Source organism: Paenibacillus sp. FSL R10-2199, from assembly GCF_038000235.1.
GTDB classification, from domain to species: Bacteria; Bacillota; Bacilli; order Paenibacillales; family Paenibacillaceae; genus Paenibacillus_AQ; species Paenibacillus_AQ phytohabitans.
The window spans coordinates 5,490,080-5,503,235 of record NZ_JBBOBO010000001.1 but is presented as its reverse complement, the minus strand read 5'-3'; the positions used below and the strand labels follow the sequence as shown (position 1 = coordinate 5,503,235).

At 51.7% G+C, this 13,156-nt stretch carries 13 protein-coding genes; 9 read left to right on the top strand and 4 right to left on the bottom strand.

What is annotated here, in order from left to right; translation table 11 throughout:
* Window positions 1-11: 11 nt before the first annotated feature.
* Window positions 12-887 (bottom strand): LysR family transcriptional regulator, encoded by an 876-nt coding sequence (locus tag NYE33_RS24065; RefSeq protein WP_076248358.1) that lies wholly within the window; start codon window positions 885-887, stop codon window positions 12-14.
* Between the two features lie 221 nt (window positions 888-1,108).
* Here NYE33_RS24065 and NYE33_RS24060 point away from each other — a divergent pair, with 221 nt between their 5' ends.
* Entirely contained in the window at window positions 1,109-2,173 is a 1,065-nt protein-coding gene (locus tag NYE33_RS24060; RefSeq protein ID WP_445669791.1) for a YeiH family protein, read from the top strand.
* Window positions 2,174-2,210: 37 nt separating this feature from the next.
* Here NYE33_RS24060 and NYE33_RS24055 read toward each other — a convergent pair whose 3' ends face one another.
* The gene (locus NYE33_RS24055) at window positions 2,211-3,065 is read right to left on the bottom strand and encodes an SDR family oxidoreductase (protein WP_042137066.1); all 855 of its coding nucleotides are present in this window, start codon (window positions 3,063-3,065) and stop codon (window positions 2,211-2,213) included.
* Between the two features lie 138 nt (window positions 3,066-3,203).
* Window positions 3,204-3,881 carry a GntR family transcriptional regulator gene (locus tag NYE33_RS24050; protein WP_039292670.1) on the bottom strand — a complete coding sequence of 226 codons (678 nt, stop codon included), beginning with the start codon at window positions 3,879-3,881 and terminating at the stop codon, window positions 3,204-3,206.
* Between the two features lie 210 nt (window positions 3,882-4,091).
* On the opposite strand from NYE33_RS24050, the gene uxaC reads away from it, so the two are divergent.
* Window positions 4,092-5,501: a glucuronate isomerase gene (uxaC, locus tag NYE33_RS24045; protein WP_042137067.1), complete on the top strand. Its 1,410-nt coding sequence runs from the start codon at window positions 4,092-4,094 to the stop codon at window positions 5,499-5,501.
* 428 nt (window positions 5,502-5,929) lie between these two features.
* On the opposite strand, the gene NYE33_RS24040 is transcribed toward uxaC, so the two are convergent.
* Entirely contained in the window at window positions 5,930-6,763 is an 834-nt protein-coding gene (locus tag NYE33_RS24040; RefSeq protein ID WP_305954236.1) for a helix-turn-helix domain-containing protein, read from the bottom strand.
* A 159-nt stretch (window positions 6,764-6,922) separates the two neighbouring features.
* Between NYE33_RS24040 and NYE33_RS24035 the strand changes: the two genes are divergently transcribed.
* From NYE33_RS24035 to msrA, 7 genes are all read left to right on the top strand, one after another.
* The gene (locus tag NYE33_RS24035) at window positions 6,923-8,086 is read left to right on the top strand and encodes a Gfo/Idh/MocA family protein (RefSeq protein ID WP_042137069.1); all 1,164 of its coding nucleotides are present in this window, start codon (window positions 6,923-6,925) and stop codon (window positions 8,084-8,086) included.
* A 70-nt stretch (window positions 8,087-8,156) separates the two neighbouring features.
* A complete protein-coding gene (locus tag NYE33_RS24030; RefSeq protein ID WP_042137071.1) occupies window positions 8,157-8,933 on the top strand; it encodes a sugar phosphate isomerase/epimerase family protein in 777 nt (258 codons plus the stop codon).
* Entirely contained in the window at window positions 8,930-10,018 is a 1,089-nt protein-coding gene (locus NYE33_RS24025; protein WP_042137072.1) for a Gfo/Idh/MocA family protein, read from the top strand. Before NYE33_RS24030 ends, NYE33_RS24025 begins: the two co-directional genes overlap by 4 nt.
* Window positions 10,019-10,056: 38 nt before the next feature.
* Window positions 10,057-11,082 (top strand): Gfo/Idh/MocA family protein, encoded by a 1,026-nt coding sequence (locus NYE33_RS24020; protein ID WP_076248346.1) that lies wholly within the window; start codon window positions 10,057-10,059, stop codon window positions 11,080-11,082.
* A gap of 173 nt (window positions 11,083-11,255) precedes the next feature.
* The gene (locus tag NYE33_RS24015; protein ID WP_052421865.1) at window positions 11,256-11,837 is read left to right on the top strand and encodes a TetR/AcrR family transcriptional regulator; all 582 of its coding nucleotides are present in this window, start codon (window positions 11,256-11,258) and stop codon (window positions 11,835-11,837) included.
* Between the two features lie 22 nt (window positions 11,838-11,859).
* Window positions 11,860-12,294: a GNAT family N-acetyltransferase gene (locus NYE33_RS24010; RefSeq protein WP_042137076.1), complete on the top strand. Its 435-nt coding sequence runs from the start codon at window positions 11,860-11,862 to the stop codon at window positions 12,292-12,294.
* 95 nt (window positions 12,295-12,389) lie between these two features.
* On the top strand, window positions 12,390-12,902 hold the full coding sequence (gene msrA, locus NYE33_RS24005; protein ID WP_039292646.1) for a peptide-methionine (S)-S-oxide reductase MsrA: 513 nt from the start codon (window positions 12,390-12,392) through the stop codon (window positions 12,900-12,902).
* Window positions 12,903-13,156 lie beyond the last annotated feature (254 nt).

Genomic DNA, 13,156 nt, shown 5'->3' with positions numbered 1-13,156 from the left:
AGCAGAGTAAATCAATCCAGCAGCTTCCCGATAAAGACCCGCATAGCCAGTGTATCTGGAGCATGCTTCTGCCGGATGATCCGGAAATCCCTTTCAGTCAGCGTATGCCTGATTCTTAGTTCACTTAATTCGCCGCTGGCCAGCTCTTTGCGTACAATCCATCTGGACAGCAGGGACAGTCCAAGTCCGGCGCTGACCGCTTCCTTGACACCCTGACTGCTGTTGAATACATAGGAGCGTTTGACCTGAATACCTGATTCCTGCAAAAAACGGTCGCTGAAAGCCCGGGTGCCGGAACCCGGTTCCCGCAGCACCCAGACTTCATTATGCAGCATCTGATCCTCTACAGCGAGTTCACTGCTTAGCGGGTGAGCGGAGGGCGCGACCAGAATCATCTCGTCCTTCATATACGGGATAATGGACAGATCAGAGCCCGACGTTTCACCTTCGATGAAGCCGATATCCAGCCGGTTAGACCGGACCGCAGCAATAATCTCTTCCGTATTGCCTATGGTGACCTGGAGACTGACCAGCGGATATTGCCGGGCGAAGTCGGCCAGGCGGGCCGGGAGCACATATTCCCCAATTGTGAAGCTGGCTCCGATCTGCAGGGTGCCGGTCACTTCGTCCTGCAGCAGCCGGATTTCCCGGCCGGCCTCTTCATAATGCATGAGCATCTGTTTCGCATGCTTATATAGAATGGCTCCGGCTTCAGTAAGACGCACTTGCTTGGGGGAACGGTGCAGCAGCTTCACTGCGAATTCGTTCTCCAGATTGCGGATATGCAGGCTGACTCCGGGCTGGGAGAGGTTGAGCAGCTCGCCCGCCTTAGAGAAATGCTGCTGCTCTACTACGGTAACAAAAACGCGGAGCGCATCAGTAATCATAATAATCCCTCATTTATTGAAGATGGATGTAGCTGTAATTACGGTTTTTTACTATTTTAACATAGTGAATTCGCCTAAGCATAAGTATTAATAATGATTGAAATAGCAAACCTGTATTTCACATTCCGTAAGCATGCTTATATAGTAAAGCTATAAAAGCGGTGTTATAACGAAGTAGTGAATGGGGCGCGGGACGGATGAATGGAAGCGGAAGTTACAGATTGCAGCGGAGTAATCATAGATATGTCTACTTTGCCGGCGGGATTGTTGTTACACTCACTCTGGCGGTTGCGGCGAAATATTTAGCCATGCTGCCGGTCATCGGCATTATGGGCCAGCTGGTGCTGGCCATTCTGCTGGGGATTGGCCTCAGAGCAGTAGCCGGTGTTCCGGAGCAGGCCATGGCAGGCGTACGGTTCTCGGGCAAAAGACTGCTCAGAGCAGGAATCATTCTGCTGGGGATGAGACTAAATCTGGGGGATATCGTACAGGCGGGTCCAAAAGTGGCCGGGATTGCTGCTATTAACCTGGTGTTCACGCTGTTCACTGTGTATGGTTTGGCGCGTTGGCTGAAGATGGACAGAAGACTGGGGCTGCTGACCGCGTGCGGAACAGCCATCTGCGGCGCAGCAGCAGTAGCTGCCATTGCCCCGCAGATCAAAGCGACAGACAACGAGACGGCAGTAGGAGCGGCAACAGTGGCGATTCTGGGAACTGTTTTTACACTTGTATATACGATTCTATATCCATATATGGGCTTAAGCGCTTCGGGATACGGAATCTTCGCAGGAGCAACCCTGCATGAGGTGGCACATGTCATCGCTGCAGCCGTACCTGCCGGGCAGCAAGGCTCCGATCTGGCAGTACTGGTGAAGCTGACGCGGGTAGCAATGCTGGTTCCGGTCGCTCTGATTCTGGGCCTGATAGAAGGCCGCAGGGAGCGGAAGCTACACCACCGCATGAAACTGTCCAATGGAGCAGAAGGATATGCCGCCGAAACGGAAGGAAACCGGGAGCGCAAGAAGCTCCCGGTCCCCTGGTTTATTGCAGGCTTTCTGTTGATGAGCGGCATTAATACACTTGAGGTCATCCCTCAGCAGCTTGCGTCAGACATGATCACGCTTGCCTATCTGCTGCTGGCCATGGCGATGGCGGGACTTGGACTCGGGATAGACCTCAAGACCTTCAGCAGCATGGGGCGTAAGCCGGTAATCGCCGGATTCATAGGTTCGGTATTCATGTCGCTGCTCGGATTTGGGCTGGTACATTGGTTGGGATTATCTTAGTCCAGTGGAACGGAACACATCACATCATAGATCACGCTCAAACCCCTGAGTAAGCCATGAATCCGCCGTCCACAGGCACGGTGATTCCGGTGACGAACCCCGACATTTGCTCATCTGCCAGCCAGAGCAGGGTGCCGAGCAGATCCTTGGGCGTACCGAAACGGCGCATCGGGGTTTGGGAGATGATTTTGCGGGAACGTTCTGTCAGCTCTCCATTACTGTCCACAAGCAGCTGTTCATTCTGAGCGGTTACGAAGAAGCCCGGGGCTATAGCGTTAACCCGTATTCCCGCGTCTGCCAGATGGACGGCCAGCCATTGCGTGAAGTTGTTAATCCCCGCCTTGGCAGCACTGTATGCCGGAACTTTGGTCATTGGCGAAGCGGCACTCATGGAAGAAATGTTGATTACCGTTGTTCCGGTTCGCCCGAGCATCTGCTTGGCGAAGATCTGGGTCGGAATTAACGTTCCGGTCATATTTAAATCAAGGACATTGCGGAACCCGCTTACAGACAGATCGAAGAAGGAGACGATATCCGGATTCTCCAGGTCTCCGTCCGCGAAGGTCTCATGGGTCGTAATTGCCGAAGGCTGATTACCGCCGGCCCCGTTAATTAATAAATCACAAGGCCCCCAGTGCTTCAGAAGTTCATCGGCTGCCTGCTGCACATTGCTGGAATCCATAACATCACAGGCCAGGGAAAGTGCTTGTCCTCCGGTTGCAGTTATCTGCGCAGCCAGAGCGGCGCCTTTGTCCGCAGTGCGGTTCAGAATAGCGACCCTGGCGCCTTGACGGGCTAATTCCAGGGCCATCACGCTGCAAAGTGCGCCGGCTCCTCCGGTAATCACGGTGATTTTGCCTGCCAGTTGAGGCTGTAATGCCAACTCAGACATAGGTATCCAACCCTTCTCTAATGTAAGTATGATCCTAAGTAAGGACTAAGTCTGTTTACTATCGGGCATCATTACCCGCCGGGCGGGGCTTCTATTCAGTTCCCCGGATTCCTTGTTAAATGGACGGCAAAGCCGTTTCTACTTGTAGTACTGCGGGTATTTCTCCATCAGCATCTCCTGATCGGCAATGGTTAATGCCATATGCTCCTGCATCATATGATCACCCTGCGAAACATCATGTGTCTGAATCGCTTCATAGAGGCAATAATGCTGCTGATACAGATGCTCCCAATTATGATCTGCCGTAAGCTTAAGCATCCGGCTGCGGTTCAGATGGACCTTGATCTGCTGGACTACTTCCCAGGTATTCTTCTTGCTGCAGCCTGTAAAGATCAGATGATGAAATTCTTCATCCAGCATGAACATTTCCTTATAGTCCTGATCTTCAATGCAGAGTCTCTGTTTATCCAGATTCGCCTTAAGATCTATAAGATGTTTGGCCTGAAAAGAGCTGCAGGCCTCGCGCATAACCGCCCGCTCCAGATGCTCGCGCATGAAGCGGGCTTCTTCGACGAGGCCGGAATCAATAAGAGAGACAACCGTTCCGCGCTGGGGATAGACATCGAGCAGGCCCTCTTGGGCCAGCCGGACGAAGCTCTCTCTGACGGGAGTGCGGCTAACATTGAATTTAAGTGAAATTTCTTTCTCCGAGATGCTGGTGCCGGGAGGGAGCTCCAACAGCAAAATCTGATTCTTCAAAGAACGATACACGATGTCCCGTGTGGAAACCGCTTGTGTACCGATAATGTATTCCATCGCGTAGCCCTCCTGTTAAGTTGTTCAGAAGCACTACCATACTACCATACAAGTATGGTAGTATGGTAGTGCAAACAGGCAGAAACGGCTAATACCGTCCTTACCAGGACAAATTTCCGCTTCTGCGGAAAAGATAAGAACGTTATATTGCGAGTAGCTTATACATTCTTATCTTCTAAAATACGGTATGACGAAAGGCTGGAGAACACATTGAGTACCTCACCTTTTATTCATGAAGATTGGCTGCTCCTGAACAAAAGTGCACAAACCCTGTACCATGACTATGCTCAAAAAATGCCGATCTACGATTTCCACAGTCATCTGAATCCTCAGGAGATCAGCAGCAACCGCAAGTTCCGCAATATCGCCGATCTGGCGTTATCGGGGGACCATTACAAGTGGCGTGCGCTGCGCTGGCTCGGCATCGATGAACAGCTGATTACCGGGAACGCTCCGGACAAAGACAAATTTATGGTCTGGGCGCGTTCAGTACCCGAGATGCTGGGCAATCCGCTGTACCATTGGACACATCTGGAGCTGAAGCGCTATTTCGGCATCGATGAGCTGCTCTCGGCCGATAATGCGGAGAGCGTCTGGGACCGCTGTAATGAACAGCTGCAAGGAGACGGCATGACTACACAGGGCATCCTTAAGAAGCAGAATGTTGACGTCGTCTGCACAACGGATGATCCGGCTGATTCCCTGGAGCATCACATTCTTATTAAGAACGACAGTGCACTGGAGACCGTTGTTGCTCCAACCTTCAGACCGGACCGGGTGCTGAATATCCGCGATGAAGGTTTTGCCGGCTACGTTGCCACGCTCAGTGAAGCCAGCGGAATGGAAGTTCACTGTTATTCCGAATTCATGAAGGCTGTGACTTCGCGGATCGATTATTTCCACAAGCATGGCTGCCGTCTGTCCGATCAGGCCTTCGGTGAGCTTCCGCACGCACATTCAACCGAACATGAAGCAGCTTACATATTTGCCCGTGCCTTCAAAGGCGAGGAGATCAGCGCCCAGGAGGAACAGAAGTTCCAGAGCTACACACTGCTCAAATTAGGCCGGCTGTATCACGAGCGGGGCTGGAGCATGCAGCTGCACATCGGGGCGCTCCGTAATAACAACTCACGGATGTTCGATGCGCTCGGCAAGGACAGCGGGTTCGATTCCATTCTGGACTTCAATATGGCCCGCAGCCTGAATGCCTTGCTGAATGATCTGGATGCCAGCGGACAGCTTCCGAAGACCATTGTGTATACGCTGAATCCGTCACAATACGAGATGATTGCAACATCGATCGGTAATTTCCAGGGCTCGGGGATCAAAGGCAAAGTGCAGATGGGCTCAGGCTGGTGGTTCCATGATCAGAAGGAAGGCATGCTGCAGCAATTGAAGGCGCTCTCCAGCATCGGCCTGATCAGTCCATTCGTCGGCATGCTGACCGACTCCAGAAGCTTCCTCTCCTTCACGCGTCATGAATACTTCCGCCGGATTCTATGCAACCTGTTCGGCACATGGATTGAAGAGGGCGATCTGCCGCGCGATTATGCTTTTGTGGGCCGGACGATCGAGAACATTTGTTACAACAATGCCGATGCATATTTCGGGATAAAATAGTATGTAGCTACAAAAAGGAACAATCCTATCAGCCATCATATGGCTTGGGATTGTTCCTTTTTTATTGAGCGCACATGTTATGGTGACTTAAACTCGTGATAACCAATTTGATAATTCGCTTGCTGCGTGGTTGCAGTGACCAGATTAAGTTATGTCCTCATAGGTCCCGCAATTTTTAATTGCACTTTGTACAACTAAATCGCCTGATTTACAACCGATCATCCGTTTAGTTGTATTTCGTACAATTAAATTATCGGTTGTAGCTGGTTATCACCGTTCCGTGCAAATTTAGTTGTACAGAATACAGTTATAAGATGTGGGCAGCCTTTATCGCAGTTTTTAACTGCACAATCTACAACTATTATGAAATCAAGTTGGATTTTGAATGCAAGGATAGCGTAAATCATACTCCAACTAACAAATCCCCCCTACTTCGTACTGCTCCGGTAAGCAGAAGGAGAAACACCAGTAGTCTTCTTGAACACCTTGGAGAAATGGGCAAGCTCCATGCCGACCTGCTCGGCGATATTGGAGATGCTGAAGTCGGTGTACGAGAGCTGCCTTTTGGCGAGCTCCATCCGTTTCAGCTGAACGTACTGCATCGGAGGGACGCCGATGAATTTCTTGAAGTAGGGAATGAAGTAGTTCGGATGCAGATGGACGAGCTCCGCCAGCTCCTCCACATCAAGCGGCCGCATCAGGCGCTGGTCAATGTAAGTCAGCACATTCGCCAGCTTCCCCTGATCGCTGGTATGTGTCAGGTCATCCAGGAAATTGCTGTAGCCTCCCGATTCCAGACACAGTGCCAATAGCGTGAGCAGTGAAGCCTGAGTGCGCAGAGTCGCCAGAAAGCCGGTATCCTGAAACAAATCAATCATTTCCGTGAAAATCGCCCTTACCGCATCCGGATCCGGCACATCGCTGATATAGAGCTTATTGGCAGAATGAAACAGCGGCCATTCCCCGATCTGCGCATCAAAGTGACAATAGTAGCGTGTGTAGGGATCATTGGGCGAGGTGTCCGTGGTCTGGGTAGAGCCGGCCGGCATGATCATTAATTGCCCGGGTCTGGGATAATACGCCACGCCGTTGATAATCACCTTGCCTTCGCCGGAATCAATATAGTACAGCCGGTTGAAGGAAGGGGTCTCGTTCGTCCTATTCCATCCGGGGTATCTGCTGGTCAACTGGGCATGCGTAACGGTAACGGTCAGATTCTGCAGCAGGCGTCCGGTCAGATTTCCGCTGGCATACATATTCATAGGTTTAGCTCCTTTACAACGCTCATAAATTCATTATACCGCTTTCATTTATCTAATACATCTTATTTATATACAAAAACACCTTAATTACAGTCATGTTCACCGGAGGCGATTAAGGTTATCCTCATATCATAAACTGTAATAGGAAGTGATTGGGAGATGGAAAAGGTACGATTTGGCATTATCGGAGTGGGCAATATGGGGCGAGCGCATGCGCAGAGCCTGCTGAGTGATATTAAGGGAGCCGAGCTGGCAGCCGTATGTGACACCAGCCCGGAAAGGCTGGACTGGGCGGAAGAGCATTTGCCGGATAGCGTGCAGCGGTTCCTGTCACCGGAAGAGCTGTTCAAGTCCGGGACCATTGATGCTGTGCTGATTGCTACACCGCATTATGACCACCCGCCGCTCGCGGTTGAGGCACTGGGTTACGGGCTGCATGTTCTGATTGAGAAGCCAGCAGGCGTGTACACCAAAGCTGTTCAGGAGATGAACGACGCTGCTGCGAAGTCTGACCGCAAGTTCGGCATTATGTACAACCAGCGGACCAACCCGCTCTATCAGAAGCTGAGAGAGCTGATCAAGTCAGGAGAGCTTGGAGAGATCCGGCGTACGAACTGGATTATCACGAATTGGTACCGCTCTCAGAGTTACTATGACTCCGGCGGCTGGCGGGCGACCTGGGGCGGAGAAGGCGGCGGTGTACTTCTTAACCAGGACCCGCATCAACTGGATCTCTGGCAGTGGACGACCGGAATGATGCCGAAGCGGGTACGGGCTTTTTGCCACTTCGGGAAGTACCGCAATATTGAAGTTGAGGATGATGTGACTGCCTATGTGGAATATGAGAATGGCGCAACGGGGCTGTTCATCACCACTACAGGGGAGGCACCGGGAACGAACCGGTTCGAGATCACAGGCGACAACGGTAAAATCGTAATCGAAGACGGCAAGCTGACGTTCTTCCGCCTGCGCACACCGGAGCCGCAATTCAATGCTGAATTTACCGGAGGATTCGGAGCACCCGAGTGCTGGAAATGCGAGATTCCGGTAGCACCAGGTGATGGGGATCAGCATAAAGGCATTATGCGTAATTTCACCAATGCCATTCTCCATGACGAGCCGCTCCTGGCGCCTGGCGAAGAGGGGATTCACGGATTGACTCTTTCCAATGCGATGTACCTGTCAGCGTGGACGGATAACTGGGTGGACCTGCCGATCGACAGCGACCTGTTCCACGAGAAGCTGATGGTGCAGGTGCAGAATTCTACTTTTCAAAAGGCACCCGTCAGCCAGAAAGCGCTGGATGTATCGGGAACCCACTAGCATCACTCTTTAATCTGCAGGTATAGCATCATCTAACCAAATCAAACTAATCTGGGAGTGGATGAATGAAATGGAACGTTCAACGATTGCCGCACAAATGTATACCTTACGTGAATTTACCCAGACCCCGGAGGGGTTAAGAGAAAGTCTGCGGAAGGTGAGCGAAATTGGCTACCAGGCCGTGCAGATCTCGGGAATTGGCCCGATGGACCCTAAGCTGGTGAAGGAGTATGCGGATGAATACGGTTTGAAAATATGTGCAACGCATGTCCCCTGGAACCGGCTGGTGAATGATCTGGATGCGCTCGCAGCTGAACATAAGCTGTGGAACTGCAAGTACATCGGCCTTGGCGGACTACCGGCAGAGTATCAGACCAGCCAGGAAGGATACCGCACCTTTGCCAAGCTGGCATCCGGTATTGCGCGTACCCTGAAGGAGCAGTATGGCCTGCAATTTGTCTATCATAATCATGATTTTGAATTTGAACGTTTCGAAGGTATGACTGGTATGGAAATTCTGCTGCAGGAAAGTGATCCGGAGGTGTTCGGCTTTGAGCTGGATCTGTACTGGGTTCAGGCAGGCGGCGGCGATCCTGTAGAGTGGATTCATAAAGTGGAAGGCAGAATGCAGGCCGTGCATTTCAAAGATATGACGGTTCTGTCGCGTAAACCGATTTTTGCCGAAATCGGCCAGGGGAACATGAATTACGGAGCGATTATTGAAGCCTGCCGCAAGACAGGTGTGGAATGGCATATCGTGGAGCAGGATGTGTGCCAGCGTGATCCGTTTGAGAGCCTGGAGATTAGTCTGAACTATCTGCACGCCAAGCTGGAGGTTGAGGCATGAGCCGCAAGGATGGGATGATGTATGCCCCTGTGCATGAGGCCAAGCCTGTGGTGGGGCCGGGTGAATTCGTAATTGCCGCACTGGCGCTGGATCATGGGCATATTTACGGGATGTGCAACGGGCTTGTGGAAGCAGGAGCACAGCTGAAATGGGTATACGATCCTGACCCGGAGAAGGTAAAAGTGTTCCAGAACACCTATCCCGGCGTCCGGGCCGCACGCTCGGCTGAAGAGATTCTCGAAGATCCTGAAGTCCGGCTCGTAGCGGCGGCGGCTATTCCGTCAGAGCGTGGTCCGCTGGGTCTGCGCGTCATGGCACACGGCAAGGATTATTTCACGGACAAAACACCGTTCACCTCACTCGATCAGCTGGCGGCAGCACGGACTCAGGCGGAACAGACGAAGCAGAAATACATGACTTATTTCAGTGAGAGACTGCATGTGGAGAGTGCTGTGTATGCAGGTCAGCTTGTGCAACAGGGTGCGATCGGGCGTGTACTTCAGGTAATTGGAATGGGGCCTCACCGGTTAAATGCTCCGAGCCGGCCGGACTGGTTCTTCCAGCGTGATAAATACGGCGGCATTCTCTGCGATATTGGCAGCCATCAGATTGAACAGTTCCTCTTCTATGCCGGCTGCCGCGATGCCAAGATATTGCACAGCAAGGTAGCGAACTATAACAATCCGTCATACCCGGAGCTGGAGGATTTCGGTGATGCCACGCTGGTGGGCGATAACGGGGCAACCCAATATTTCCGCGTGGACTGGTTCACTCCGGAAGGATTAGGGACCTGGGGCGATGGCCGGACGATTATTATGGGCACCGAAGGGTATATCGAGCTGCGCAAATACAGCGATATTGGCCGCTCCAGCACGCCTGACCATGTCTACTATGTGGACCGTGGGGGGGAACATTATGAGCATGTGGCCGGCAAAATCGGCTTCCCGTTCTTCGGTGAGCTGATCATGGACTGCCTGCAGCGTACAGAAAATGCCATGACCCAGGAGCATGCCTTCAAAGCGGCCGAACTATGCCTGGAGGCGCAGCGGCAAGCGCTCAATCTGACCCCGGATACTCTCAAATAGTTGCATCACAGCTATCAGAAGAACGGAAGGTGTATAAGATGAATCCAATTGGAGCAGCGATTATCGGCTGTGGTGCAATTGCTCCGCTGCATGCCAGGGCCATTGCTTCTATAGATTATGCGCGGCTGCTGGCCGTGGTGGACAGTGATCCCGTTCAGGCAGCGCAATCCGCCCAGGATTACGGATGTGAGGGCTTGACGGATTACAAGCAGCTTCTGGAGCGGGCAGATATCGGAATTGTCCATTTGTGCACGCCCCATCATCTGCATGCCGGGATGGCGGTGGAACTGCTGAAGGCCGGCAAACATGTATTAACCGAGAAGCCGATGGCGCTGGATGTACCTTCAGCCCGGTTAATGCAGGCAGCAGCGGATCAAGCGGAGGGGCAACTCGGTGTAGTCTTCCAGAACCGTTACAATGACCCTTCGGTCCGGATCAGGACGATGATAGATTCCGGCGAACTGGGAGCCCTCATTTGTATGAAAGGGGTGGTTACCTGGACCCGGAGTGAAGATTATTACAAGAATAGCAGCTGGAGAGGCCGCTGGGCTACTGAAGGCGGAGGTGTGCTCATCAACCAGACTATTCATACTCTGGATCTGCTGCAATGGTTCGGCGGTGAAATCTCTTCCGTGAAGGGCAGTGTTACCACTGATGTGCTGAATGATGTTATTGAGGTGGAAGATAGTGCACATGCCTGCATCAGCTTCAAGAATAAGGTGCGCGGACTCTTTTACGGAACCAATGCTTATGGGGTGAATTCTCCCGTTGAACTGGAGCTGGTCTTCGAGCAGGGAACGCTGCTGCAGCGTAGGGATTGCCTGTATCTGTTGAAGGACAGGCAAGAGACGCTGCTCAGCGAACCGGCAACCGGCAGCACCGGAGGTAAATCGTATTGGGGGACCGGACATTCACGGTTAATTCATGATTTCTATGCCCACATCCGTGATGGCCGAAAGTTCTGGATTGACGCAGCAGAGGGCATTAAGGCGCTGGAGCTGATCGATGGAATCTACAAGTCCTCGGCGGGCAGAACGGGTCTGACGGCAGGACAGTATGTGTAGTACTGGACATGTGTGAGATCATACATTCTTGATAGCCAGGGAGAAAGGATCACGTGCTGTGATCCTTTTTTTTTTGCGTGCTGTAACGGGAATACAAGGCAGGTAACCACCCGATTGACAAATTATAATCTGCATGTGATAATTACCTGACGATCGTCAGGGGGGCTGAAGAGATGACTGCTAACGCGATACTGCAGGCTGCATGTTCACAATTCGCCGAGAAGGGCTTTGAAGGAGCATCATTGGCCGGCATAGCTCAGGCAGTAGGGATTAAGAAGCAATCCATTGCCACCTATTTTCCGAAAAAAGAAGATTTGTTCATGGCCGCCTTCGGCGAAATGGCCCGGCATTACTATGAATTTCTTGAACAGCTGTATAAGGGCCTCAGGGATACACCTATAGAGATGAAGCTGCGTGAGATCATGTATAAGAACTATTATTACAAAGTGGAGCACCCGGTATTGACCGCATTCTATAAAATGGCCGTGCAATTTCCGCCTCCTTTCTTCCAGGACTTGCTGGAGGCGCAGATTGCGGGGATGGAGCAGCGTTCCGCTGTATTGTACCGGGCGATTTTTGAGGAAGGCATGAACACGGGGATCATACGGCAGCAGCGGGCAGATAGTCTGCTCTCGGCTTATTACTGTTTGCTTGACGGGATCGCCATGCAGATGTTTTTTTACAAGCAAGAGGAATTTGAACAGCGCCTGGAGGATATCTGGGGGATTTTCTGGGCGGGCATTAAGCAATCTTAACCGGAAAGGGAGGCAGGATGATATGCGTGTAGACAAGGTTACGAATGAAGCAGGATTACAAGAGGCATTCCGGATCAGACGTGAAGTGTTTGTGGAGGAGCAGGGCGTACCGCTGGCTGATGAATTTGATCATTATGAGAGCCAGGCAGAGCATATATTGGTGTTTCATGAGGCGGAGGAGGCTCCAGTAGGGACAGCCAGATTGCGGGTTGTGGACGGATGGGCCAAGCTGGAGCGGATTTGTCTTCTGGCCCCGTACCGCCGAAGCGGGCTAGGGTCCGTAATTATCGGCACACTGGAGGCAATGGCTGCAGAGCAAGGACTCCGGCAAGCCAAACTGCATGGCCAGAAGCAGGCCGAAGGCTTTTATCAGAAGCTGGGCTATGAGACTTCCTCGGCTGTCTTTATGGAAGATGGAATCCCCCACGTCATTATGGTTAAAAGCTTGCAGGTCTAATCTCTCAAATTGACTTTATGACCAGCAGGCCTTATCTTCAGTACATGTGTTAATATATGAATTGCAGATGAGAGACAGGGAGAGGGATTAAGCTTATGGAACAGGCAATGTTTGCCGGAGGCTGCTTCTGGTGCATGGTTACACCGTTTGAAGAGCTTCCAGGAATTCACGGAATCGTATCAGGGTACGCCGGAGGCACGGTAGAGAATCCTACATACGAACAGGTCAAGACAGGGACAACCGGTCACTATGAGGTGGTTCAGATTACGTTTGATCCGGCACTTTTCCCCTACGAGAGACTGCTGGAGCTGTTCTGGCCGCAGATTGATCCGACGGATGACGGCGGACAGTTTCAGGATCGCGGAACACAGTACCGGACAGCGGTATTCTACTATAATGAAGAGCAGCGGCTGGCGGCTTTGGCTTCCCGGGAGCAAGTGGCGGTCAGCGGCAGATTTGAGCTTCCTGTGGTGACGGAGATTCTGCCTGCACCCCATTTCTATCCGGCTGAGGACTATCATCAGGACTATCACAAGAAGAATCCGAAGCATTATAAAGAGGACCGTGAGCAATCCGGACGGGATACCTTTATTTCGCAGCACTGGTAAAAGCGGATAATGAAATTAGGTTTAAAGAAAGCCTTTAATCACCTGGCATCTGGGGATTGAGGGCTTTTTGCTATTTTCGCAGCAGTCTGGAGGTGAAACGGAATAATTTAAGGCATAAAACCAAAAAATGGGAACCTAAATCCGAAATTCCGAGCCTACTAAATGAAGATTTGTCCTACTATAATCATATTTGTAAACGCATACAATTATACATGATTCTGGCTTTGATCCGGGGAATGGAGGAGGGTGGAGGC

What these genes read in the sequence shown, in the direction of transcription:
- NYE33_RS24065 (WP_076248358.1), bottom strand. Translation starts at nt 887, where the DNA reads ATGATTACTGATGCGCTCCGCGTTTTTGTTACCGTAGTAGAGCAGCAG.
- NYE33_RS24055 (WP_042137066.1), bottom strand. Translation starts at nt 3,065, where the DNA reads ATGTCTGAGTTGGCATTACAGCCTCAACTGGCAGGCAAAATCACCGTG.
- NYE33_RS24050 (WP_039292670.1), bottom strand. Translation starts at nt 3,881, where the DNA reads ATGGAATACATTATCGGTACACAAGCGGTTTCCACACGGGACATCGTG.
- NYE33_RS24040 (WP_305954236.1), bottom strand. Translation starts at nt 6,763, where the DNA reads ATGAATATGTATGCCAGCGGAAATCTGACCGGACGCCTGCTGCAGAAT.
- NYE33_RS24035 (WP_042137069.1), top strand. Translation starts at nt 6,923, where the DNA reads ATGGAAAAGGTACGATTTGGCATTATCGGAGTGGGCAATATGGGGCGA.
- NYE33_RS24030 (WP_042137071.1), top strand. Translation starts at nt 8,157, where the DNA reads ATGGAACGTTCAACGATTGCCGCACAAATGTATACCTTACGTGAATTT.
- NYE33_RS24025 (WP_042137072.1), top strand. Translation starts at nt 8,930, where the DNA reads ATGAGCCGCAAGGATGGGATGATGTATGCCCCTGTGCATGAGGCCAAG.
- NYE33_RS24020 (WP_076248346.1), top strand. Translation starts at nt 10,057, where the DNA reads ATGAATCCAATTGGAGCAGCGATTATCGGCTGTGGTGCAATTGCTCCG.
- NYE33_RS24015 (WP_052421865.1), top strand. Translation starts at nt 11,256, where the DNA reads ATGACTGCTAACGCGATACTGCAGGCTGCATGTTCACAATTCGCCGAG.
- NYE33_RS24010 (WP_042137076.1), top strand. Translation starts at nt 11,860, where the DNA reads ATGCGTGTAGACAAGGTTACGAATGAAGCAGGATTACAAGAGGCATTC.
- msrA (WP_039292646.1), top strand. Translation starts at nt 12,390, where the DNA reads ATGGAACAGGCAATGTTTGCCGGAGGCTGCTTCTGGTGCATGGTTACA.